The sequence below is a fragment of the Rugosimonospora africana genome (assembly GCF_016862975.1).
Classification (GTDB): domain Bacteria; phylum Actinomycetota; class Actinomycetes; order Mycobacteriales; family Micromonosporaceae; genus Rugosimonospora; species Rugosimonospora africana.
On record NZ_BONZ01000081.1, the window covers coordinates 38,981 to 61,990 of the forward strand.

General features: G+C 69.8%; 17 protein-coding genes and 1 pseudogene. 8 read left to right on the forward strand and 10 right to left on the reverse strand.

Features of this window, described 5'->3' with window-relative positions:
- Positions 1 to 158: 158 nt before the first annotated feature.
- The gene (locus Raf01_RS37920; protein WP_203922927.1) at positions 159 to 1,121 is read right to left on the reverse strand and encodes a LacI family DNA-binding transcriptional regulator; all 963 of its coding nucleotides are present in this window, start codon (positions 1,119 to 1,121) and stop codon (positions 159 to 161) included.
- A gap of 163 nt (positions 1,122 to 1,284) precedes the next feature.
- On the opposite strand from Raf01_RS37920, the gene Raf01_RS37925 reads away from it, so the two are divergent.
- Entirely contained in the window at positions 1,285 to 2,406 is a 1,122-nt protein-coding gene (locus Raf01_RS37925) for a glycoside hydrolase family 172 protein (RefSeq protein ID WP_203922928.1), read from the forward strand.
- A gap of 52 nt (positions 2,407 to 2,458) precedes the next feature.
- Positions 2,459 to 4,006 (forward strand): glycoside hydrolase family 183 protein, encoded by a 1,548-nt coding sequence (locus Raf01_RS37930; RefSeq protein WP_239134283.1) that lies wholly within the window; start codon positions 2,459 to 2,461, stop codon positions 4,004 to 4,006.
- An 82-nt stretch (positions 4,007 to 4,088) separates the two neighbouring features.
- Here the strand turns inward: Raf01_RS37930 and Raf01_RS37935 are convergent, their stop codons facing one another.
- The 5 genes from Raf01_RS37935 to Raf01_RS37955 all read right to left on the reverse strand — a co-directional run bounded on the left by Raf01_RS37935 (position 4,089) and on the right by Raf01_RS37955 (position 11,839).
- Complete coding sequence (locus Raf01_RS37935) at positions 4,089 to 5,531, reverse strand: mannitol dehydrogenase family protein (RefSeq protein ID WP_203922930.1); 1,443 nt, start codon at positions 5,529 to 5,531, stop codon at positions 4,089 to 4,091.
- The gene (locus Raf01_RS37940) at positions 5,528 to 6,349 is read right to left on the reverse strand and encodes a carbohydrate ABC transporter permease (protein WP_239134284.1); all 822 of its coding nucleotides are present in this window, start codon (positions 6,347 to 6,349) and stop codon (positions 5,528 to 5,530) included. The genes Raf01_RS37935 and Raf01_RS37940 overlap by 4 nt, the downstream gene beginning before the upstream one ends.
- A gap of 18 nt (positions 6,350 to 6,367) precedes the next feature.
- Positions 6,368 to 7,342, reverse strand: a complete 975-nt coding sequence (locus Raf01_RS37945; RefSeq protein WP_239134285.1) for a carbohydrate ABC transporter permease — start codon at positions 7,340 to 7,342, stop codon at positions 6,368 to 6,370.
- A gap of 72 nt (positions 7,343 to 7,414) precedes the next feature.
- A complete protein-coding gene (locus Raf01_RS37950; protein ID WP_203922931.1) occupies positions 7,415 to 8,794 on the reverse strand; it encodes an ABC transporter substrate-binding protein in 1,380 nt (459 codons plus the stop codon).
- Between the two features lie 684 nt (positions 8,795 to 9,478).
- Entirely contained in the window at positions 9,479 to 11,839 is a 2,361-nt protein-coding gene (locus Raf01_RS37955; RefSeq protein ID WP_203922932.1) for a DUF6351 family protein, read from the reverse strand.
- Positions 11,840 to 12,037: 198 nt separating this feature from the next.
- Here Raf01_RS37955 and Raf01_RS37960 point away from each other — a divergent pair, with 198 nt between their 5' ends.
- The 5 genes from Raf01_RS37960 (at position 12,038) to Raf01_RS37980 (ending at position 15,760) form a co-directional block, all read left to right on the forward strand.
- Positions 12,038 to 12,967 (forward strand): hypothetical protein, encoded by a 930-nt coding sequence (locus Raf01_RS37960; protein ID WP_203922933.1) that lies wholly within the window; start codon positions 12,038 to 12,040, stop codon positions 12,965 to 12,967.
- On the forward strand, positions 12,964 to 13,419 hold the full coding sequence (locus tag Raf01_RS37965; protein ID WP_203922934.1) for an ABA4-like family protein: 456 nt from the start codon (positions 12,964 to 12,966) through the stop codon (positions 13,417 to 13,419). Before Raf01_RS37960 ends, Raf01_RS37965 begins: the two co-directional genes overlap by 4 nt.
- A gap of 4 nt (positions 13,420 to 13,423) precedes the next feature.
- Positions 13,424 to 14,686 carry a sensor histidine kinase gene (locus tag Raf01_RS37970; RefSeq protein ID WP_203922935.1) on the forward strand — a complete coding sequence of 421 codons (1,263 nt, stop codon included), beginning with the start codon at positions 13,424 to 13,426 and terminating at the stop codon, positions 14,684 to 14,686.
- Positions 14,683 to 15,309, forward strand: a complete 627-nt coding sequence (locus Raf01_RS37975; RefSeq protein WP_203922936.1) for a response regulator transcription factor — start codon at positions 14,683 to 14,685, stop codon at positions 15,307 to 15,309. The genes Raf01_RS37970 and Raf01_RS37975 overlap by 4 nt, the downstream gene beginning before the upstream one ends.
- 76 nt (positions 15,310 to 15,385) lie before the next feature.
- A complete protein-coding gene (locus Raf01_RS37980) occupies positions 15,386 to 15,760 on the forward strand; it encodes a GNAT family N-acetyltransferase (RefSeq protein ID WP_203922937.1) in 375 nt (124 codons plus the stop codon).
- Here Raf01_RS37980 and Raf01_RS37985 read toward each other — a convergent pair.
- Together Raf01_RS37985 and Raf01_RS37995 are read right to left on the reverse strand one after the other, a co-directional pair.
- A pseudogene (locus Raf01_RS37985) lies at positions 15,757 to 16,965 on the reverse strand (low temperature requirement protein A). The gene Raf01_RS37980 and the pseudogene Raf01_RS37985 sit on opposite strands and share 4 nt — an antisense overlap.
- Before the next feature lie 139 nt (positions 16,966 to 17,104).
- Positions 17,105 to 18,364, reverse strand: a complete 1,260-nt coding sequence (locus Raf01_RS37995) for an MFS transporter (protein WP_203922940.1) — start codon at positions 18,362 to 18,364, stop codon at positions 17,105 to 17,107.
- Between the two features lie 57 nt (positions 18,365 to 18,421).
- On the opposite strand from Raf01_RS37995, the gene Raf01_RS38000 reads away from it, so the two are divergent.
- Entirely contained in the window at positions 18,422 to 19,417 is a 996-nt protein-coding gene (locus Raf01_RS38000; RefSeq protein ID WP_203922941.1) for an ArsR/SmtB family transcription factor, read from the forward strand.
- A gap of 60 nt (positions 19,418 to 19,477) precedes the next feature.
- Here Raf01_RS38000 and Raf01_RS38005 read toward each other — a convergent pair whose 3' ends face one another.
- Positions 19,478 to 20,677 (reverse strand): M28 family metallopeptidase, encoded by a 1,200-nt coding sequence (locus Raf01_RS38005; protein ID WP_203922942.1) that lies wholly within the window; start codon positions 20,675 to 20,677, stop codon positions 19,478 to 19,480.
- The gene (locus Raf01_RS38010) at positions 20,674 to 22,989 is read right to left on the reverse strand and encodes an NACHT domain-containing protein (protein ID WP_203922943.1); all 2,316 of its coding nucleotides are present in this window, start codon (positions 22,987 to 22,989) and stop codon (positions 20,674 to 20,676) included. The genes Raf01_RS38005 and Raf01_RS38010 overlap by 4 nt, the downstream gene beginning before the upstream one ends.
- Positions 22,990 to 23,010: the final 21 nt, after the last annotated feature.

Genomic DNA, 23,010 nt, shown 5'->3' on the forward strand with positions numbered 1-23,010 from the left:
GCGTGGCTCAGCATGGCCACACCATTCCAGAAATCGATTTCACCGTCAACAGCCGACGACGGCGCCGGCTATCGCGGACAGCACCCCGTCAGCCGCCGACGACGGCGCCCCGTCAAGAGCCGACAACGCCGCCGACGACGCGGCCGCCACGCGCCCGGTCAGCTGGCGTGGTTGCGCAGCACCACCGTGCGGGGAGGCTGGTCGTCGCCGTTGATGCGGTCGAGCAGCAGCTTCGCCGCCGTGACGCCCAGATGCCGTGCGGGCAAGGGAATGACGGTGATCGCCATCGGTGCCATCACCGCGAACGGCAGGTCGCCGAAGACCGCCATGCCGACCGCGGGCGGCATGGCACCGCGCTGTGAGAGAACCTGCAGTGCGCCGACGCCCATGAGGTTGTTCGCCACGAACACCGCGTCGGGTGGCTCCGGCATGTCGAGCAACTCGCGCATGGCCTTGTGCCCGCCGTCCACCCGGAAGTCGGCGAACCTCAGGTAGCGTTCGTCGACCGCTCCGGCGGCCCGGACCGCGTCCCGCCAGCCGTCCGCGCGCTCGGTCGCCGTCTCCACGTCGCCCGGGCCGGTGACGCAGCCGATCCGGGTGAATCCCTGATCCAGCAACGCCCTGGTGGCCTCCCGTCCGCCCGCGCGGTTGTCCACCGTCACGGCGTCGATGTCGAAGCCGTGTGGGCTGCGATCCACCGCCACCACCGGCCGGTTGCGGGCGATCAGACCGCTCACGTCGCTGTTGTCCCCGGCCGCGGCCAGGATGACGCCGGCCATGTCCGCCCCGACCGCGATGTCGAGGTACCGGGCCTCCTTGCCGTGGTCCTCGTCCGAATTGCACAGCACCACCGAGTATCCGGCGGCCTGCGCGACATCCTCGACACCGCGCGCCATCGACGTGAAGAACGGATTCTCGATGTCCGGGATGACCAGTGCGATCACCTGGGAACTGCGCATCCGCAGGGTGCGAGCCACCCGGCTGGGGGTGAACGAGAGGGCCTTGGCCGCCTTGCGGACCCGTCTGGCCTTGTCCGCGGAGACGTTCTGGCCGTTGAACACTCGCGAAACCGTGGCGGGCGAGACGCCGGCCATCGACGCGACCTCGTAGATCGTTGCCATCGCTTCCTCAGGGGCTTGATTGCCGGCACCGCGGGCGATTGACACGACCGCGCAGTCACTCTACCTTAATGAAATCGATTACACAGGATCCGGCCCCGCGGGCGCGGCTCCCGCGACCTGGAAGCTCCACGTCCGCCCCCCGACGACGCTGGTGGAGACCTCAATGGTGTATCCCGAGCCCGGTTCGATCGCTCGACTGCGATCGGTGCAGACCCGGTCGATCAGCCCGGAGAACTTCGACGGATCGGCGGGCGGCGGCGGGCGTGCCACCGTGGGAACGGGCGCGGCCTGTGCCCGGGATCTGGGGCCGGGCTGGAAGATCTCCCCGAGCGTGGACATCCCGGCCAGTGCCACCTTCGACCTGGCGACGATTTCCGGCGCGGGCCAGATCACTCATTTCTGGGTCACCACGCACAAGGACAACTGGCGCACGCTGCTGCTGCGGGCCTACTGGGACGGCGCCGAGGAACCCGCCATCGAGGTGCCCTACGGCGACTTCTTCTGCTCGGGGTGGGGCGAATTCGCACAGGTCAACTCGCAGACCATCGCGGCGAACCCGCACGGCGGGTTCAACTCCTACTGGCCGATGCCGTTCCGCGAGGGTGCCCGTCTCACGCTGGAGAATCTGTCCACTGTCGACGTTCGCGTCTACTACCAGATCACGTACGAGATCGGAGGCGACTACTCCGGCCTCGGGTACCTGCACGCGCAGTGGCGGCGCAGCAATCCGCTGGAGTACCTGACGCCGCACACGATCGTCGAGGGGGTCGAGGGCACCGGCCAGTACGTCGGGACCTACCTGGCCTGGGGCGTCAACAGCAGCGGCTGGTGGGGCGAGGGAGAAATCAAGTTCTACCTGGACGACGACGAGCAGTACCCGACCATCTGCGGCACCGGCACTGAGGACTACTTCGGCGGGGCATGGAACTTCGACGTGCCCGGCCGCGGCTACACCGAGTTCTCCACGCCGTACCTCGGCATGCCGCAGGTGATCCGGCCGGACGGCCTGTACGCGAGCCAGCAGCGCTTCGGCATGTACCGCTGGCACCTGGTCGACCCGATCCACTTCGCGCAGCGGCTGCGCGTGGACATCCAGGCGCTCGGCTGGCGATCCGGCTGGCGCTACCTGCCGCTGCGCGACGACATCGCCTCCACGGCCCTGTTCTACCTCGACCGGCCCACCGCACGCCGGCCCCGGACGCCCAGCGCGGACGACCTGGAGGTGCACCTAGGTAGCGCCCCGGTCCCCGACCTGGGAGCACAGCCACCGCGCCCGCCAGCCTGAGACGGGCGGGCACGGCGAGAGCACAATGCCCGGTACAGGGAGGAGTAGCGCAGTGCAGAGACCCGTCCCCCGCGCCGCCGCCGGCGCCCTCATCGCCGCCGCCGTCATCGGTGGCACGACCCTCGTCGCCGCACAGCCGGCGGCGGCCACCAGCGCGCACACGAATGCCACGCTGATCGAGAAGCTCACCGGCCCGGACTCGCCCAACAACACCTACGGGCGGTGGAACGTCAAGGCCACCGACCTCGGCATCATGTGGGACGACAACGCCGGGCACGTGCTGACCGCGTTCGGGGACACCTTCGGCGACGCCTGGGTCGGCCCGGGCGGCGGTGTGCTGGGCTCCGGTGACGCCAACTGGCGCAGCAACGTCCTGCTGCGTTCCGCGGACACCAATCTCGCCGACGGCATGGACTTCGCCAGCGCGGTCACCGGATCCGACGGGCGTGCCCGGGAGATCCTGCCGGGGCTGCACCAGCCCGACGGCACCGGTGAGGTGACGAAGATCCCCACTGCCGGCATCGCGGTCGGCAACCGGCAGTACGTGTCGTTCATGTCGGTGCGCCACTGGGGCGCGCCGGGTTTCTGGGACACCAACTACGCCCAGATCGCGTACTCCGACGACGACGGCACCACGTGGTCCACGGCCGGTACCCCGGTCTGGAACAACCCCTCGCTGTCCGACCACTTCCAGCAGCAGTCGTTCGCCCGCAACGGCGGATACGTCTACGTGTACGGCACGCCGAGCGGGCGCAACGGCAGCCTGTACGTCGCGCGGGTGCCCGAGGCGCAGCTGCTCACCCAGTCGGCGTACCAGTACTGGAACGGCAGCACCTGGGTCACCAACAACGAGTCGGCGGCCACCGCCGTGGTCGGCGCGCCGGTCTCCGAACTCTCGGTGCGCTACGACAGTTACAGCGGCCACTGGCTGATGATGTACCTGCAGGGCGAGGACATCATCCTGCGTACCGCCACCGGTCCGCAGGGGCCGTGGGGCGCGGCGCAGACCGTCGTCAGTTCGGCCGACTATCCGGGCCTGTACGGCGGTTTCATGCACCCCTGGAGCTCGGGCGGAACCATCTACTTCACGATGTCGCAGTGGGATCCGTACAACGTGTACCTGATGAAGGTGCAGATCAACGCGTCCGGAACCATCGTCAACCCGAACCTCATGGGTGACCCGAGCTTCGAGCGCGGCGCGCTCAACACCTCGGGTACCGGCGGGTTCTGGGCGTGCGGGGGCAACTGCGGCATCGACGACTCCCACTGGGGTTACTCCGGTGACCGCAACGGCTTCGCCCGCTACAACCAGGGTTGGCAGGACGTCCACCAGACGGTTCCGGTCGCCGCCAACACCAGCTACCAACTGACCGGGTTCATCCGCACCTCGGCCAACAGCGACAACGGGTTCATGGGTGCGCGCACCACCGGTGGGGCCGTCATCAGCGAGGCGCACTACACGGCGATCGGCCCGTGGACCCGGGTCGTGGTGAACTTCGCCAGCGGCTCGAACACGTCGGTGGTGGTGTACGCCGGAGTGTGGACCGACCACGGCGACATCTGGCTGCAACTGGACGACTTCTCGGTCGTCCGGACCTGACCGCGGCACCGCGCGACGAGCCGGACCGAACGCAGGGCGGCGGCACCCCAACCGGGGTTCCGCCGCTCACGCCGTCACGTTCTCAGGACGCCGCCAACGCCGACAGCGTCGCCCGTGCGCCGTCCCGGATCAGCGAATCCAACGCCCACCGGTAGTCGGCCACGAACCGCTGGCTGTCGGCGAGGTCGCCGAACAGTTCGCGCTGCCGCAGGAACGCCAGCGGAGACTCGCGTTGCCGGGCCGCGACGGCCATCACACCGTCGCGGCGCCGATCGACCACCTCGATCGGCGCGCCCCGCTCGTCCACCCCCTCGGCGTAGCGCGCCCAGCTCGCCACGATCGCGGCCGATCGCCGCACCGGCCCGCCGCGCTCCAGCTGAGCCCGGACGACCGGCAGCAGCCAGGTGGGGATGCGGTCCGACGAGTCGGCGCACAGGCGGGCGATGGTGTCCCGCACATGCGGGTTGGCGAAGCGTTCGATCAGCGTCTTCTGGTACTCGACCAGGTCGATCCCCACCACGGGCGACAGCGTCGGCATCGCTTCCTCGTGCATGTACCGCGTCAACAGGTCCACGATCAGCGGGTCCTGCGCCGCCTCGTGCGCGTACCGGTAGCCGAGCAGGTGCCCGAAGTAGCACAGGCCCTGGTGCGAGGAGTTGAGCAGCCGCAGCTTCATCAGTTCGTACGGGCGCACGTCGGCGACGAGTTGCACCCCGGCGCGCTCGTACGGCGGCCGCCCGGACGGGAACTCGTCCTCGATGACCCACTGCAGGAATGGTTCGGCCACCACCGGCCAGGCATCGGTGACCCCGAACGTGGACTCGACGTGGGCGCGGTCCTCCGCGGTGATGGCTGGCGTGATCCGGTCCACCATCGAGTTCGGGAACGCCACCGAGGCCGCCAGCCAGGCGCCCAGCTCGGGCGACAGGCGGGCGGCGAACGCCGCCATCATCCGGCGCGCCACCTCGCCGTTGCCGGGGATGTTGTCGCAGGACATCACGGTGAACGGCGCGATGCCGCGCTCCCGCCGTCGGACCAGTCCAGCGACGATGAGTCCGAACGCGCTGCGCGGGACCGCACCCGGTGCCAGGTCGTGCGCGACCGCCGGATCGCTGGCGTCGAACTCGCCGCTGGTCGGATTGAGGCAGTACCCGCCTTCGGTGACCGTGAGCGAAACGATGCGTACCGCCGGGTCGGCCAGTTGCTCGATCACCCCGTCCGGGTCGTCCGGCGCGTACCGGTAGTCGATGATCGAACCGATCTCGCGTGCCTCCTGCGTACCGTCCGGATGCTTGAGTACCAGCGTGTACCGGCAGTCCCGGGAGCGCAGGGCGTCGCGCATGGCCACGTCGCCGGGCAGCACGCCGACCCCGCACACCGCCCAGTCGTGAGCGAGGCCGGCGTTCATCAGGTCATCCAGGATGGCCGCCTGGTGCGCGCGGTGGAATCCGCCGACGCCGAAGTGCACGATGCCCACCCGCAACGCGGCCCGGTCGTACCGCGGGTGCTCGACGGGGGCGGTCACTTGATGCCCGAGATGCGCACGCCGTTGACGATGAACCGCTGGAAGACCAGCAGTAGCACGATCGTCGGGATGGACGCCAGCGTGGAGCCGGCCATCAGCATGCCCCAGTCGTTGCCGCGATCCGATCGGAAGTTGCCGAGGAACTGCATGATCTGGGTCAGGCTCGGATCGGTGATCGTCAGGATCGGCCAGACGTAGGCGTTCCAGTACGCCAGATATGACGCGAGGCCGACCACCACGAACGGCGCCGCGGACTGCGGCAGGAACACCCGGAGGAAGATCTGCCACCGGCTGGCGCCGTCGATCAGCGCGGCCTCCTCGACCGCCACCGGATAGCCCAGATAGTACTGGCGCAGGAAGAACATCTGCGCCGCGGACGCGACCCCCGGGATGATCAGCACCGCCATGGTGTTCAGCATGCCCAGCTTGGACACCACGACGAAGGACGTCAGCAGGATGGCCATCATCGGGATGAACATCGGCATGACGCAGTAGACCCACCAGAAGCGTTTGCCGCGGAAGTCCAGGCGGGCGAACGCGTACGCGGCCATGGAATTGACCGCCAGGCTGAGCACGGTGAAGATGAGCGCGCCGATGAAGGTCACCGCCATCGCCCGCATGAACTGGTGGTCGCGCAGGATCGCCGAGTAGTTGTTCCACCGCCACATCTCCGGAAAGAACTGGAACGGAGTCCGGAGCACCTCGCTCCTGCCCTTGAACCCGGCAATCGCCATCCACGCCAGTGGGAACAGGACGCTGGCCGCGATGAGCACGACGAGCACAGCGGATCCGGTCTTGCGAAACACGCGTACGGACACGGAAGTAGCCCCTCTCGATCAGCCGTCGACGGCCTTGTCGGACTTGATCAGCCGGAAGATCACGATCGAGATCGTGCCCAGGACCGCGAACAGCAGCAGCGACGCGGTCAGCGAGTAGCTCGTCGCGTACGGCGTGAGGTCCCGGAAGCTGTTGAAGATGTAGTAGTTCGGCGTGCTGGTCGCGCCGACCGGGCCACCGTTGGTCATGATCAGTGGCAGGTCCAGCATCTGGACGGCCAGCGTGAACCCGGTGACGACCAGGTACAGCAGCACGTTCTTCAACAGCGGGATGGTGATGTACCACAGGCGCTGGAAGAACCCGGCGCCGTCGAGCTTCGCCGACTCGTAGTAGCTTTCCGGGATGTCCAGCAGCGCGGCCAGCAGGATCAGGGTGGTGATGCCGAAGCCGAGCCAGATGCCGGGAACGGCGATCGCCGGCAGCGCCCACCGCGGACTGTTCAGCCACGCGACAGGGGCGTGGTTGACCAGGCTGAGGAACCAGTTGACCACCCCCTCGTCCTGGTACATGAAGGTGAACAGCACCGACGCGATCACGGTGGACACGACCGCGGGCAGGTAGATGGTGACCTTCATGAACGCCGCGACGCGACCGCTGAGCGTCTTGATGAAGCTCGCCAGCAGCAGCGCGATGACGATCCCGGTCGGCACGACCAGCAAGGCGTAGTACAGGCCGATCCAGATCGAGTGCCAGAAGTCCGAACTCTCCAGCACGTACTGGTAGAACTGCGCGCCGACGAACTGCGGCGCCTTGTAGAAGCTGATTTTGAAGGTACTCAGGTACACCGAGTAGACCAGCGGCCACATGACGAAGATGCCGAGCAGGATGACCATCGGCGCGATCATCAGGTACGCGGTGACGTTGTCCTGCCTGCGCGGGGCGCTCGCCCGACGACCGGAGCGGGTACGCCGACCCGGCTCGGTACCCGCACCCGCCGGCGGCTGTCCTTCGTGAGCTGATTCGAGCAGAGCCACAGTGTCGCCTCCCAACCGGTGGCGCCCGGGAACGCGGTCACCGCATTCCCGGGCGCCGGGGCGTGTGTCGAGCTAGTGCGTCGGTTCGGTCCCGGCCAGGGACTGCTTCTTGATGACATCGTTGATCTGCCCGTCGGCCTTCTTCAGCGCGTCCGGGATGCTCAGGTTGCCCTTCATCGCGCCTTCGATCGCCGTACCGAAGTCCAGCGCGATGTCCCACGGGTAACTCGGCTCCTGCTTGCCGTACGGCACCACCTTGTCCGAGATGACCTTCATGAACGGATCCGAGTTCGCGTCCGTGTTGCCGGACAGCGCCTGGTCGACCGACGTCCGCACGGTGTACTTGGAGAACCCGCTGGCCTTGAAGAAGCTGGCCATGATGGCCGGGTCACCGGCGAGCAGCCACTGGATGAACCCCGCGGCCTGCGTCTTCGCCTTGGACTTGGCGTCCACGGTCAGCGTCCAGCCGCCCAGAGTCGCCGTGGTCTTCGTCGGGTCGCCGTCCATGGACGGGAAGGGAGCCACCGCGGTCTTCGCGACCATCGCCGGGAACGTCTCCTTGAGCTGGCCGACGGCCCACGAGCCGTCCGCCATCATGGCCACCTGGCCCTGGCCGTACGGGCTCGCGTCGGCGTAGCCCACCTTGGGCGTCTTGGGCATCAGGCCGCCCTGGTAGAGCGTCTTGTAGAACTGCAGGAGCTTCTGGAAGCACGGGTCGGTGGCCGTCGACTTGGACCAGTCGTCGGCGACCGGCAGGTGCCCGCACGCGTTGTACTGCAAGCCCCAGCTGGCCCAGCCCAGGTCGGCCGCGACCGAGGCGATCGTCATGCCCTTGACATTGCCCTTGGTGAGCTTGGTCGCCCACTGGATCAGCTCGTCCCAGGTCTTCGGCGGACTCTTCGGGTCCAGGCCGGCCGCCGCCACCAGGTCCGTGCGGTAGTACAGCACCGTCGACGGCTCGACCAGCATCGGGTACGCGTAGTGCTTGCCGCCGATGGTGACGAAGCTCTTGACGTTGTCCTTGATGTCGGCGAAGGCGCTGGCCGGCAGCAGTCCGTCCAGCTCGGTCAGCTCACCGTTGGCCGCGGCGGCGGCGATGTTGCCGTAGTTGGTGGTCTGCACGTCGGGAGCCTTGTTGGCGGCCTGTGCCGCCTTCAACTTCTGCGCCCAGGTGTCGGACGGCACGACCTGGTAGTCGACCTTCACCTTGCTCTGCGAGGCGTTGAAGGCGTCGACCTCCTTCTTGAACCACGCCTGCTGGTAGTCCTCGAACTTCTGCTGCCAGAAGGTGATGACCGTCTTCCCGCCCTCGGTCTTGGCACCGCCGCCGCTGCCACACCCGGAGAGTGCGAGTGAAGCCGCGACCACCGCCGACGCTACGAGAGCCCATGTGCTACGCCTCTTGTGCACCTTCTCCTCCTTCAGCGGCTCGTCGCCGAACCGTGTCCACATCCTGCACAGGGGATTGCCAGCTGAACGAAGCGCGGATCGCGTCGCTACCCGGGTCGCGGGCCGCAGTCGGTGGCCTGCCCCCACCCTCCGGACACCGGCGAAGCCGGCGTTGGACGAGCACCCGTCGCGGGGATCCCGGACGGTGGGCGCGGGCCGGCAGCCTCCACAGTGGAGCCCGATGCCCGCCCGGCGATCGCGTCCGCGCCCAGACCCGGTGCCAGCACCGCACTCCGCACCCGGCAGTCGCGGGGCAATGTCGTGCGGGTTTCCGGCATGTGTCCACCGCTTCCGGTCGGGAACGACTGGCTGGTAGTGAACACCGTGTAATCGATTTCGTCAAGAGCCTCGTCGATGACTGCCCGGCGGTCGTGCTCTTGCTGCGAGCAGCCTTAGAAACCGATTACAGCCGGGGCCTCAGCGGGCGCTCTCAACACGGGACGGTCCGGTCATGAGACGATCCATCCGCGACAGCCCGCAGTGCCGGCGGAACTCCGGCGCACCCTTGGGACTGCGGCGTGCCGGCGGGACTGCGGCGTGGCGGCTACGCCGTCGAGGCCGAACGCATCGGGCTCGACGCGATCCCGCCGCCGCGCGAGCGCGGGAGCGCCGCGGCGTCGCGCGCACACGGCCACGCCGTTGGAACGGGCGGGTGGTGCGGCACCCGCGGACTGTGCCGGGACCGCCCTACCTGTGCTCACCGGCGAGGTCGGCCGGGGGCTTGCCGTAGTCGCACACGCCGGTCGGGAAGATCTGTTCGAGTCGGGTCCGCTCCGCCGCGTCGGGGTGCCAGGAACCGTAGCTGTGCTGGGCGATCGCCTTCGCGACCGGTTCCAGCTGGCACTGGAAGCTGTCCTCGTCGAAGGGGCCGCCCGCGATGACCCGGGAGGTGGAGTGGATCGGGAACCGCTGCGTGCAGGCGCCGGCCGGCCGGTTGTCGAGGATCCCGTCCCAGACGTGCGGACCGGCGGCGATCTGCGTACCGTCGGTGGCCAGGCACCGGTCGGTCGCCAGGGCCGGCTTGTTGCCGGCCACGCCGCGGGCCGGATGCTGGCGGATGTTCGTCAGCCACTGGTCCATCACGCCGAGGGCCTGGCCGATCGCGTCGGTCTGCGGCCCGTTCGGGCGCGCGTCGGTAAACCAGATGACCTGGTTGTCGGCGTTGCCGTGGGCCTCGATGATGCGCTGCCGGCTCACGAAGGACTGCCGGCTGTTGTGCATGTTGAGGGCGTCCTCCAAGTAGTGCCGCCAGTCGATGACCGGGATGTCGATCCGGCCGCGGAACACCAACCCGTTGTCGTAGGCGGCGCGGATCGCGCCGAGGTCGCCCCCGGTCCGGGGCGCCGGGATGGCGCCGCCGTCCGGACTCAGCGTCATGTTCCGCGAACTCCACGGGTCCCAACTGCCGCCCGGAACGAAGGGCGCCCCCTCGGGCACCATGTCCTCGGAACTCTTCCAGCCGCCGACGGTCGCGTTCAGCTTGAGGAACTCGTCGGGTGAGATCTTGTGCCCGACCAGCGCCTGCAGGCCGTACTGCACGCCGACGTTGTCGAACGTGGTCCGCGCGTAGCCGTCCGGCTTGACGCCGTAGATGTTGCGCAGGTCGTCGTAGGTCGTCCACTTCACGGTGGCCATCACGCCCGCGGGCTCCATGAGGTTCTGGTTCGACCCCGCCGAACCGTACGTCGGGTCCAGCAGCAGCGGCGTGAGGCCCCGCCACCCGTTGACGCACTCGTCGGAGCCGTTCGTGCCGGTGTACGGGTTTGCCACCGTGTCGCTGGCGTTCAAGCCCTCGAGCAACGAGCGGTTGGACCAGTCCTTCCACATCGGGTTGCCGGCGTCGGTGACGTCCATGAAGTACTCGAGCAGCTCGCAGTCGCCCACGTGGATGGCCTGCGTCACCTCGTCGGGGTAGGAGTACACGGGAATCGCGGCGTCGATCAGGCCCGGGAAGTCCTGACCGAAGACGTACTGCTCGATCCCGCCGCCGGACGCGCCGACACCCACGGTGTACAGCGGCACGCCGTGCTGCTCGATGAAGTGCTCCTTCACCATCAGCGCCGTCTCGCCGGCGAGCTGGAGGTTGTAGTGCACCCCGGTGACGTTGCCGGTCGAGTAGGCCACCGCATAGCCGGCGGCGAGGCCCTGCGTCGCCTCGAACATGGAGTCCGGCGTGCCGCCGAGGGTGCCCTGCTGGTGCCCGATGCCCACGCCGCCGGAGCTGAAGCTGTAGAGCAGCCGGCGGTTCCAGGCCGAGTCGTCCGGGTGCGCCGGGTCGTCGCCGAGCGGCGCGAGCATGGCGATGCTGTAGATGAACCGGTTGATCGTGCCGCGTTCCCACCGGACGATGAAGTCCCGGGTGCTACCGTCCAGCGTCCTCGTGGTGGCGAGGTCGGCCGGACGGCTGCCGTCGGCCGGCAGCGGCTTCCACTGGTTGGCCGTGCTGCGGTAGAGATAGTCGACCCGGGTGGTGGCCGCGCAGTCGCTGCTCCAACCGACGATCTGGCTGGTCTTGTTGCCGTTGTCGTCCAGCGCGAAGACCGGCAGGCCCACGTGGTCGTGGTTGTCGACCAGCGGCTGGCCCAGTCCCGACTGCTCGGTGTCGCACACGAACGGCTGCTGCTGCGGTCCGGAGAAGATCGGCCCGCTGGTCGGGAAGTCGGTCAGCGTGAGCCTCACCGACCGGCGGCCCCGGACGTGGCCTCTCGCGGTGGCGACCAGAGTGTTCGCGCCGAGCCTGAGGCCGTCGACGAGTCCGACGAACGAGCCGGCGGTGTCGGGGTGGAGGTCGGCGGTGACGTCGGAACCGTTGCGCAGCACGGTCACGTCGGAGCGCGACACGGCGCCCGGCACCGTGACCCTGATGAGCGCGTTGCCGCCGGTGACCTGGTCGGGCCGGCTGGACAGCACCCGGATGTCCACGCTCCGACCGGTACCGGCCGCGGGGGCGGCGGCCGCCGGCGGTACCAGGCCGGCTATCACCACGACGGTGGCGGGAAGGATGACGGCCGCACGCCGGCGCGGGTGCCGGCCGATGGTGGCGAGCATCGGGCGTGACCTCCGTGGTTCGCGGTCGGGACGAACTCTGCGAGTGAGGGCTGCGTGCCTGGAACCTGCCGGTGACGCGACGATCATACTCGGGATTCGACCTCCTCCCTAGGGAGGAGAAGGAGCTCCGACCACTGGCCGCAACCGGGGCTCGTGGTCGGACGCGGCCCGGCGACCCGTTCACCAGCATCTACAGGCATGACTACTACGTTGCGCCGGGCGGCACACTGGCACCGCCCCCTGATGGTCCTCGTCTGCGTGATGGCGGTGTGCGGCGTCGTCTCCGCGGTCGGAATCTTCGCCGACTCGCGCGTCCTCACCGGGGTGCCGATCTGGGTCAAGCCGTTCAAGTTCTCGGTCTCCCTCGCGCTGTACGGCGCCACCCTCGCCTGGATGCTCTCGCTGCTGCCTCGGCGCAGCCGGGTCGCGGAGTGGGCGGGCACGGTCATCGTCGCGATGGCGGCGGTGGAGATGGTGGTGATCGTCGGGCAGGTGCTGCGCGGCACGACCAGCCACTACAACGAGACCACACCGCTGAACGCCTTGCTGTGGAAGGTGATGGGCATCGCGATTGGGATGCTGTTCATCTCGCACTTCGTCATCGGCATCGCGGTGCTGCGCCGGCCGATCGCGGATCGGGTCGCCGGGTACGCGGTCCGGCTGGGGCTCGGCCTGTCGCTGCTGGGCATGCTGGCGGCGGTACCGATGGTGCTGCCCACCCAGGAACCGGACATCGAGGGGATCGCCGGGGCGCACAGTGTGGGCGTACCGGACGGCGGACCGGGGCTGCCGCTGGTCGGCTGGAGCACCACCGGCGGGGATCTGCGGATCGGGCACTTCGTGGGACTGCACGGGTTGCAGGCGCTTCCGATCCTGGCGATCCTGCTGAGCCGGTTCCTCGGGACGCGGCTGGACGAGCGCAGCCAGGTGCGGCTGCTGACCGTGGCGGGCGCGGCCTACGGCGTACTGACAGTGCTGGTGACCTGGCAGGCGCTGCGCGGACAGCCGTTGCTGCGTCCGGACGCGCTCACGCTGGCTGCCGTGGCGACCCTGGTGGTCGCGACCGCGACCGCCGCAGGCGTGATCGTGGCTCGCCGTCGCCGTCCGGAACTGGCGCTGGCCGCATGACCGGCACGCTGTTCACGCTGAGCTTCGCGGTGGCCGCGCCGTTCTGGGCACTGATGATCCTGGTGCCGCACTGGACCTGGACCGCTCGGATCATCAAGTCGCCGCTGATCGTACTGCCGGTCGTGGTGATCTACGCGGCGGTCGTGGTCCCGGCGTCGGGCGAGGTCCTGCCGGTCGTGATGTCGCCGACCCTGGGCGGCGTGCGGGACCTGCTCGGCACCGCGGACGGCGCGGCAGCGGCCTGGGCGCACATGCTCGCGTTCGATCTGTTCGCTGGACGGTGGGCGTGGCTCGACAGCCGGGAGCGGGAGGTGCCGGCACTGGTCATGGCCGCGGTGCTGGTGCTGACCATCCTGCTCGGGCCGCTCGGCCTGGCCGCCTACCTGGCGGTCCGAACCCGGTGGGCACGGCCGGCGGCCGCTCCCCTGCCCGCCCCGCAGCGCATAGGCTGAGCTGATGAGCTGGGTGGGACGGCTGTTCGATGAGCGCGACACTCTCGTGCGGATGGTCGCGCTCGATCTCAGCGGCGTCGGCTACCTGGTCCTTGGCACCCAGGCCGGGCGTCCGGCGACGGCCACGCAGTGGATCCTCGCGGCGGCCGCGTTCGCCGTCGCGCTGGTGTTCCATCGCCGGCCGCTGATCAACCTGATCGGGCAGGCTGCCCTGCTGGCGGTGGCGATCTGGGTCATCGACGACACGATGATCAATCAGGTGGGTGCCAGCTGGGGTTTGCTCGAGCTGACCATGTGGGCACGCCGGCCGCGGACCATCTGGCTGGCCGCCGGGCTGCTGGCCGCGGTCGACCTGATCGATTCGATCGGCGACCCACTCGGACGGTTCGCCTCCGGCGTCTTCGGGCTCGGTGTGACGGTCGGCGTACCGCTGCTGCTCGGTCTGCTCATCCGGGCCACCCGCGAACTCGGCAGACAAGCCGAGGAGCGGGCGGCCGAGGAGCAACGCCGGCACGAGTCGGAAAGCCGTGCCGCACGCGCCGACGAACGCAGCGCCATCGCCCGGGAGCTGCACGACGTGGTCGCGCATCACGTGGCGTCGATGGTACTGCGGGTCGGCGTGGCCCGGCACGTGCTCGCGGACGTGGATCCGCGGGTGGGCGAGGTGTTCGACGACGTGCACGGAACCGGGGCCGCGGCCCTGGCGGACCTGCGCCGGCTGGTCGAGGTGCTGCGCAACGCCGATGGCGTCAACGGTGACGCGGCACTGACCGCGATCGAGCCGTCGGCGCTTCCGGCGGCACTCGGCGCGGCGGTCGATCGGGCCCGCCAGGCCGGCATCACGGTGGAGGCCGACATCGATCCGGCGGTCGGTACGCTCGACGCGGTTCGGGGCCTGGCGGTGTTGCGACTGACTCAGGAGGCGTTGACCAACGTGGCCAAGCACGCGGGCAGGTCCGCGCTGGCGCGCCTGTCGGTCTCCGTGGTCGACGGGGCCGTCCACTGGGAGGTCTCGGACGACGGAAGCGGATCGGTACCGGCGGCGGTGCCGTCCGGTGGCGGTCATGGCATCGTCGGCATGCGCGAGCGCGTCGAAGTCCTCGGCGGCCGGCTGGAGGCGGGTCCGGCCGGCGCGGGTTGGCGCGTGGCCACCGTCCTCCCGGCCGTGGTGCCCGCGCCGTCAGCCTCTCCCGCCGCGCTCGCCGTCACCCCGGCACCCAACGGCCGAGGGACCTTGCCCGGACCGCACGCGCCGGAGCCGGCGTGATCCGTGTCCTGCTGGTCGACGACCAGCACCTCATCCGCGCGGGCCTGCGCATGCTCTGCGACGCCCAGCCGGACATCGAGGTCGTCGGCGAGGCCGACAACGGCCGAGAAGCCATCGCTCTGGCCGCCCGGCTCAGCCCCGACCTCGTCGTCATGGACCTGCGCATGCCCGGCGTCGACGGGATCACCGCGACCAGCCGCATCCTCGCCGACCGCCCCGCCGTCCGGGTGCTCGTGCTGACGACGTTCGGCGACGACGACCACCTCTATCCGGCCCTGACCGCCGGCGCCTGCGGGTTCCTGCTCAAGGACGCACCGCCGGCCGCTCTGCTGGACGGCATCCGCCGGGCCGCCGCGGGCGACAGCCCGTTCAGCCACGAGGTGCTGAAGCGTCTGGTCCAGCGCGCGGTGCACGCCCGCGCCGAGACGCCGCGGATGCCCCAGGGACTGACGGCGCGTGAACAGGACGTGCTGAACCTGGTGGCCGAGGGCCTGTCCAACGCGGAGATCGCCGAGCGGCTCCACATCGGGGTCACCACGGTCAAGACCCACATCACGAGCTTGATGACCAAGACCGACAGCCCCAACCGGGTACGCCTGGCGCTGTTCGCCCGCGGCGTCTGACGGGCCGACGTCACTTCGCGCCGCCGTTGAAGGCGCGAACGCGGCCGGCGGGATCGGGGTGCGTAGGGTGGCGGCCGTGATCGTTGTGAGGCGCGACGGCGAGGACCCGTTCGACGACCAGACGTTCGGGGATCCGGAGTTCGATCCGGCCACGTACCTCATCGCCGTACGGGAGGGCACCGGCGATTACGCCGGCCTGGTACGGGTCTGGGGCCGGCCACAGGTATCGCGACTCGGCCTGATCGGGGTGCTGCCCGCGTACCGGCGGCGCGGGCTGGCCTTCGCGTTGCTGGCCCAGGCATTCGGCGTGCTCTCGGCCCGGGGTCAGGCCGAGGTGATGTGCGAGGTCGACGAGACCAACGTCGCCTCGAACGCTCTGATGACCGGCCTGGGAGCCCGCCGGGTGGGCGGTGCCGTCGAACTGTTGAGACCCGCGATCGAGGCAGACTAGACCCGGTGCCCCAGTCCCTGGTCTCCCGGCTTGATGCCGGAGTACCGGAGATCCCAGCTGACGAGGGCGATCAACACCGCGGCGACCACACCGGTGACCGCCAGGACAGGCAGCCCGACCAGCGCCGGTCCCACGGCGATCAGCATGCCCACACCGATCAGCCTCGGTGCGGCGACTCTGGCGAACACGCGCCGGCCAAGCAGCGCGTGTCCGGCGAGGAAGAGGCCCGGACCACCGATGATCACCGCGACCCAGGACGCGGGAGCCGTTCTCGTCGGCTCTGTGATCACCATGTCGACTGATGTGGTGAGTGCGGTCAAGCCGATCACCATGAGCAGATGCGCGATACCCGCTTCCCTGTTCCGGACGCTCGGGTCGGGGGCGCCGGAGAAGACCGGGCCGAGCTTTTCCCGGACGCGGTGGAAGTAGATCCAGAACAGCAGGCCGGTGACGCCGAACGACATGGTGAACGCGGTGCCCCGGTGCAGGCTGAAGTCGCGGTCGTGAAGGTTTGTTCCGATGGTGACCACTGTTTCGCCCAGCGCGATGATGACGAACTGCCGGTAGCGTTCGGCGAAGTGTTCGCTGGCGAGGTTCAGCAGTTTGGGTGGCGTGGGTCCGATCCCGGGCGTGGGCCAGCGCAGGAGCGCGGAGACGTACTCGATCGCGATGGCCGCGCTCCAGAGCGCCAGGCGCGCGTTGCCCTCCACCTCCGCGCCGGCGAGCCAGGGCGCCGCCGACACGGCGAACCAGAAGGCGGCCCGCAGCGGTCGCAGGCCCAGGTCGTCGTGCCGTAGCGCGAGGGCGACCACCGAACTGCGGCCGAGGTTGATCGCCACTTACACGATCGCGAACAGCAGCCCACGCCGGGTGTATGCCTCCGGTATGGCGGCGGCCATCAGCAGGGCGCCGAACATGGATCCGATGACCAGCAACTGGAGCCGGATCGTCCGGGGTTCGAGGCTGTCGGTCAGCAGGTTGGTGTACAGCCACACCGACCAGACCGCCAACAGCAGGATCAGTACCCGGTAGACGTTGATCCAGGTGAGGCCGTTCAACAACGACTGGGAGACCCGGAACAGCGCGAAGACGAACACCAAGTCGAAGAACAGCTCCACATAGGTGACCGGCTTCGACTCCCGCAGGTTGCGGAGAAGCCCGGACCGCCTGCTCCTCGTGTCCCTGTCCACTCTGCCGCCCCACACCAGCGGGCCGCACCCGCACAGACCACGCCGGGTCAGAATACGGGCCGGTCGGCAGCCATCGACCGGGTTTCATCGTAAGTGCCACTCGGGTGGTACCGCATGGTGGCACTCGGCGCTTGACGCTTCGCGGTGCGACGGGTCAGGCGGCCGCTCGTCGTACCTGCCGGTGGACAAGCGCCATCGTCGATGACCCCGCGAGGAGGAAGAGCACACCGAGCACGGCCCATCCGGCCAGGCCATGCTCGATCGCGGTCGCGGTGACGACCAGCGGCGCGAGCATCGACCCCAGCGCCGCACCGGTTTGGCTGACGCCCTGGTACGCGCCGGCGTTGGCGGGGTCGGCGAGCTCGAAGGCGAGCGTCCAGCTGCCGGCCTCCGACAGGATCTCGGCGAAGCTGTGCGCCACGGTCGCGAGCGCCAGTACCGTCACGACGGCCGCGATCGCGCCGTGGGCCGCCGCGGCGTACAGGCCACAGGCCAGGGCGAGCAGCGCGCCGGCCCCGGCGACCGCGCACCCGGCCGAGCGGAGGTCTCTTGCCCCACGTGCCGCCCAGATCTGCAGCAGGGACACGATGGCGGTGTTCACTGCCAGCAGCGCCGCCACGGTCACCGTCGGCGCCCTCGTCGAACCGGCAACCCACAGCGGCACACCCACCGTGAGCAGGCTGAACTGCATGGCCATGACGGCGTAGAGGCCGGTGACCATCAGGTACGTGCGATCGAGCAGCGGTGAGCGGCGTGGTTCGGTCGTCCGCGGCCCGTCGGCCACGCCTGCCTCGGCGGTGCCTTTGACCCGCCGCAGCGGAAGCGCGGAAACCAGCAGCAGCGCTCCCGTGGCGAGCATCGCCAGCAGGTACGCCGATTTCGTGTCGATGGCCAGAGCGATGGCCGCCAGCGCGGTTCCCACGCCGATGAAGGCGTTGGTGATCGCGCGCAGCCGGGCGCGTATCTCCACCCGGTCCGGCCCGACGAACGATTCCGCGATCATCGTCGTCAGCGCGGTGCGTTGCATCGCTTGTTGACCCACCGCGGCGCAGGCGACGAGGACGAAGGCTGCCGGCGTGCGGACCAGGAGGTAGGCGACCAGCGCCAGGCCCTGGCCGGCGGTCGTGACGAGCAGCACCCGCCGGGCGCCGAACCGACGGGCCAGGTAGCCCGCGCCCAACGCGGCGGCGACGGCGACCGCCCCGGCGACCGTCAGCCCGAACCCGACGGTGGTCGCCGTGAACCCGGCCACCCGGGTGAAGAACAACACGCTGACGCTGAAGAAGACTCCCCTGGACAGTGAACTGGACACGGTGGCCCAGGTCAGCGCGCGGGCGACGGGATCGTCGGGACGCAGATAACGCCGGACCCAGCCGGCCGCCCTCGACTCGGAACGGTTCGCGAGAAGCACCATGGCAACAGTTCTCGCAGCATGCCACCCGGCGAGGCCAACGATGTAGTATCTTGCTTCATGGTTCAGTACGAGCTCCTGGGCATGGACGCTGCCGATGTCCGATTCGCGGTGTCCCCGCTCAACGAACTGGTGCTGTCGCTGCGCGCCTGGCGTGACCCCGGGAGATTCCCGCTGCATCTGCGCTGGCTGCACACGCTCGAAGGGGCGCGCGAGGGCCTCGACGAGGCCATGCTGCTCGCGCTGACCAACACTCGCCTGTGGACGCCCGACTTCCTCAATCCGCGCCCGTACTCGCCACTGACCCGGATCACCGACGAACTGGAAAAACTGGCACACACCGACCCGGCCGTCGTCCGGCGGGACCTGCGGGCCGTGCACGGCGGGGCGCTACCCGGTCCGCTGCGCGGCTCCGCGCCACGGGTGCTCGCCCGGATCATCGACGCCCTCGGCGAGTACTGGCGGCTGTGTTTCGAGCCGTACTGGCCACGGATGCGCGCGCTCCTGGAAGGCGACGTGACCTTCCGGGGGCGGCAGATCGCGCAGCGCGGTCTCGCGGCGATGCTCAGCGGGCTGTCGGACACGGTGCGGCTCGTCGACAACGTGGTCGAGGTCCACCTGCGCTCCAAGCTCGACTACTCGCGAGCGGCCACGGGCGGACTGACCCTGGTGCCGTCGCTGTGGGCCCTCATCGCCTCGACGCCCATCTCGGCCGACGAACCCCCGATGATCCTCTATCCCGCGCGCGGCGTGGCGACGCTCTGGGAGCCGCAGTCCCTGCCCACGCCCGACAGCCTCGCCGGGCTGCTCGGCGCCACTCGGGCCGGCCTGCTCATCCATCTCGACACGCCCGCCTCCTCCACCGAGTTGGCCGTCCGCCTCGGCGTCACCCCGACGGCGGTCAACCAGCACCTCCGGGCGTTGCGCGCGGGCGGGGTGCTGGTCAGCACCCGGTACGGCCGGTCGGTGCTCTACCGCCGCTCCGACCTCGGCGACCTGTTGGTCGCCTCGGCCCGCCCGGAGCGATCGACGGCGGCTGTTCGCGCCGCCTCGTGATCCCGGATGGCTGATCCTCCACATAGGACAGCAGACCGCCGGTCGACGTTGCGCGAAACCCTAGGATTCCGCGAGCTTGCGGACGATCGCCTCCGCCAACCGGACGCTGTCGTCCACGCTGGCCAGGTCGACGTGTTCGGCGATGTCGCTGTCCTGGTGGTAGTGCGGGATGAGCTTGTCCCGGTCGAGTGACACGATCGTGGCGACCGGAAACCCGTGCCGCCGCGGCACCTCGCTGTCGGTGCTGTTGCGCGACCGCAGGCCGCGGGTGAGCGGGATGCCGAGCTGCGCGGCGCAGCCGGCGGCGAGGTCCTTGAACCCGGCCTGGTAGTTCCGCATGATGACCGGGCCCTCACCTTCAAGGAGTGCCAGGCGGCCGGAGCCCACGCTTTCCAGGTTGATGAACCAGGCCCGCGACCCGAGATCGGGGAAGTGCCGCCTGGCGTAGCCGCGGATGCCTTCCTGGAGTGCCTCCTCGGCGCCCGCGGACAGGAAGACCAGCCGGATTCCGGGGACCGGCGCGAGATGCAGCGCCCGCGCGACGGCGAGCTGGGCCGCCACCCCGCTGAGGTTGTCGTTGGCACCGGGTACGGCCCCGCGCCGGCCGATGTCGACCATCGCCAGGAGGTTGACCAGGCAGAGCGCGGTGCCGGCCAGCCACAGCCAGCGCAACCCGGCCGCCGCGCCGATGGCGACGACGAGCGGCGCCCCGATGATCGGCCACCAGGTCGGCGGGCTCGTCTTGGTCGCCTCGATGAGCTTCGGCAGGTGGCGTGCGATCCAGCGCAGTGGCCGCTGGTCGAAGACGATGCCGCTCGGGGCGGCGTCGTGGTGGGCGAGGATCACCACGGTACGGTCGGCCTCCGGGTCGCCGTCCTCCGCGATCACGTTGTACGCCTGCCGGCGCGGGATCGCCGCCCGGCGGAACCAGCGACGACCGCCGGCCACGTCCTCGGCGATCGCGGCGGCGGCGAGTACGGCGACGACCGCCGCCGCCCACCGGCTCAGCTCGGCACACGCGCCCGCGACGGCGCCGACCGCGGTCAACACGCCGATCGGCAGTGCGTACGAGCTGGTCGCCGCGGTCGGTTCGACCCGGGCGGGTATGCCCAGCGCACGGTACCGCTCGACCAGGGACACGGCGACCGCCTCCTCGCCCGGCGAGGTGGGCAGCCGCTGGATCGCCGAGTACTCGGCGATGACCTCGGCGAGAGCCTGCCGTTGTGGTTCACGGGTCGCTTCGGGGATCACGACACTCACCCGCTTCCTGACTGCACGAGGTGTTGCTGTAGGCGTGCGTGCCGGAACTGGTAGACGGCACCGGCACGCCGCAGTACCCCCCGCCGGTGCGCGTCGTCGAGAAACAGCATCAGCCGGACGGGAAGGTCGCCGCTGACCGCCGCCCACGTCTTCATGATCAGATAACGGCCCCACACCGAGGTGGCCAGGCCCATCAGCCGGTCGGCGAGCCCGTAACCGATGCCGACGACCACGGCGCGACCGATTCCGTCGCGGGGAGCCCCGGCGATCCAGTAGAGGGCAAGGGTCACGCCGGACACCGTCGAGGCGACGGTGACACTGCGCGCGATCGCGGCGAACCGCTCGTCGCGCCGGGTCGACCGCGGACTCAACGCGCGCGTGACGTCCGTCGGTACGTCCAGCCACACGTTGATGCTGTCGACCAAGCCGAAGGTGAAGAAGACCACGGCGATGACGAGCTGCACGTACGGCGAGCGGAACAGCACCCACGCGGTGACCGAAGCGGCCGCACCCATCGCGAGGTAGATCAGGAACCGGCGCAGGAAGGCGGTGAGCCCGCGATAGGAGGCGATCCGCATCTCGGTCGGCGTGGTCCTCAGCGAGATGGTGAAGAACCCGTCAGCCAACCCGACCGCCATGCCGACCATGACCGCGTCGGCCGCCGCGCGGTAGAGGGGACGATCCTGATAGATCGTGTAGCCGTAGCCGACACCGGCCGCCGCGGCGATCAGGCGGCCGGCCGTCAACGCGATCCAGCGCGCGGTCCGTTCGCGGCGGACCGGGTCGGAGTCGAACGCCCCGGTGCGGTCGAACCACCCGGCGAGTACGGTCTCCAGCGTCCATGCGCGGGAGCGCCCGCTCGCGCCGACGATCAGGGCGAGCAGCGCGAACGCGAGGCCGGGCAGCGGACCGAGGAGGTAGCCGACGAGCGCCGCGGCGACGATGGCGGGCAACGCGCCGACCACCAACGGCGCGACCGCCCGATCGAACTGCCACCAGGAGATGCTCGGGTTGGCGGGACTGCTGCCCCGGGCCGCGAGGTATCTCAACCAGTGCTCCGGCCGCCCGTGCGACCAGTCGGCCAGGCGCTGGCGGGATTGCTGGCCGCCACGCTGGTACGTGGCCGGGATCAGCTCGCCCAGCAGGTGGCGCTCGATGGTCTCCCGCGTGTCGAACCGCTCGTCGAGCAGGTCGCGGGGATCGCGGGGGCCGTCGCAGTAGATCTCCCGGGCCATCGAGATCATCAGCGGCGATCGGAGCGTCGCGGCGAGCGGCCCGTCCGGATCGGTGCGGACCCGAGCCGACACCTGCGCCCAGGCCGCCGAAGAGTCCCCGCCGGGCGCCGCCTCGGTCAGGTACCGCAGCGCCGTCTCGGCCCCGGTGGGCCGCAGCTCCACGGCCAACGACTCGGACACCACGTTTCCGGCGCGGACCGTGGTGCGGTAGTCATCGGTCCGGCAGGTCAGAATGAGCGGCTGCCCGGCCCGCAGCGAGCGGTTCAAGCGCTTGACGGCCGCGCTCCACAGCTCCTGCGGGACCTCGTCCAACCCGTCGAGGATGGCCAGAACCTTCCCGTTCTCCACCAACTCGCGCGCGATGTCCTGCGGGCTGCGACGCTTGCTCGAGGTCAGCAGGTAGTTTTCGGTGAGTTGCCGGATCAGCCACTCGTTCAGGTCGATCTCGGGATCCCAGGACGCCAGCTGCAGCGGAAGCGGTACGGCTTCGCCGGGCTTGCGACGCCTCAGCAGCGCCAGCGTCACCTCGATGACGAAGACGGACTTGCCGCTTCCCGGTGGGCCCAGCACCACGAGCCTGTGGCGGGGCATCGTGGTGAACAGCTCGACCAGGTCGCCCAGTTCGCCGGCCTCCGGGCCGCGCTGTCCCGGCGGCAGGACCTCCCCGGTCGCCGGCGAACGGAACACCACCTCGGGCACGCTGCTCAGATTGCTGTCGGCCAACTGCCAGGCCACCGGTAGCAGCCACGGGCTGTGCAGGCGACGGACCTCCTCCTCGGCCGACCACGACCGCAGCACCGCGTCGGCCAGCTGGCCGGCGTCATCCGCGGCAAGCTGGTCGCCCGGCGCCGCCCGGTCGTCGTCGCCGTCGGTGCCGCGCGGCCGGAGGTCCGAGGCCAGGGAGACGAGGGTGGCCAGCGCGGAGACGCCCGCGACGACCTTCGAGATCAGGGAACTCCCGCCGGAGTCGTCCTGCGCCCCGACGACCACCGCGAACACGATCGCGACGATCCACAGGGCGGCAAGGATCCAGGTCCTTCGCGACTGTCGTCCGCCGGCGCCCATCGTTCCCCTCACCGGAGATGTCTCATCGACACG

Excerpts from the sequence above, each read along its gene's own strand:
- Raf01_RS37965 (WP_203922934.1), top strand. The coding sequence starts at position 12,964 with ATGACCGGCACGCTGTTCACGCTGAGCTTCGCGGTGGCCGCGCCGTTC.
- Raf01_RS37920 (WP_203922927.1), bottom strand. The coding sequence starts at position 1,121 with ATGGCAACGATCTACGAGGTCGCGTCGATGGCCGGCGTCTCGCCCGCC.
- Raf01_RS37925 (WP_203922928.1), top strand. The coding sequence starts at position 1,285 with ATGGTGTATCCCGAGCCCGGTTCGATCGCTCGACTGCGATCGGTGCAG.
- Raf01_RS38000 (WP_203922941.1), top strand. The coding sequence starts at position 18,422 with ATGGTTCAGTACGAGCTCCTGGGCATGGACGCTGCCGATGTCCGATTC.
- Raf01_RS37970 (WP_203922935.1), top strand. The coding sequence starts at position 13,424 with ATGAGCTGGGTGGGACGGCTGTTCGATGAGCGCGACACTCTCGTGCGG.
- Raf01_RS37960 (WP_203922933.1), top strand. The coding sequence starts at position 12,038 with ATGACTACTACGTTGCGCCGGGCGGCACACTGGCACCGCCCCCTGATG.
- Raf01_RS37995 (WP_203922940.1), bottom strand. The coding sequence starts at position 18,364 with ATGGTGCTTCTCGCGAACCGTTCCGAGTCGAGGGCGGCCGGCTGGGTC.
- Raf01_RS37950 (WP_203922931.1), bottom strand. The coding sequence starts at position 8,794 with ATGTGGACACGGTTCGGCGACGAGCCGCTGAAGGAGGAGAAGGTGCAC.
- Raf01_RS37955 (WP_203922932.1), bottom strand. The coding sequence starts at position 11,839 with ATGCTCGCCACCATCGGCCGGCACCCGCGCCGGCGTGCGGCCGTCATC.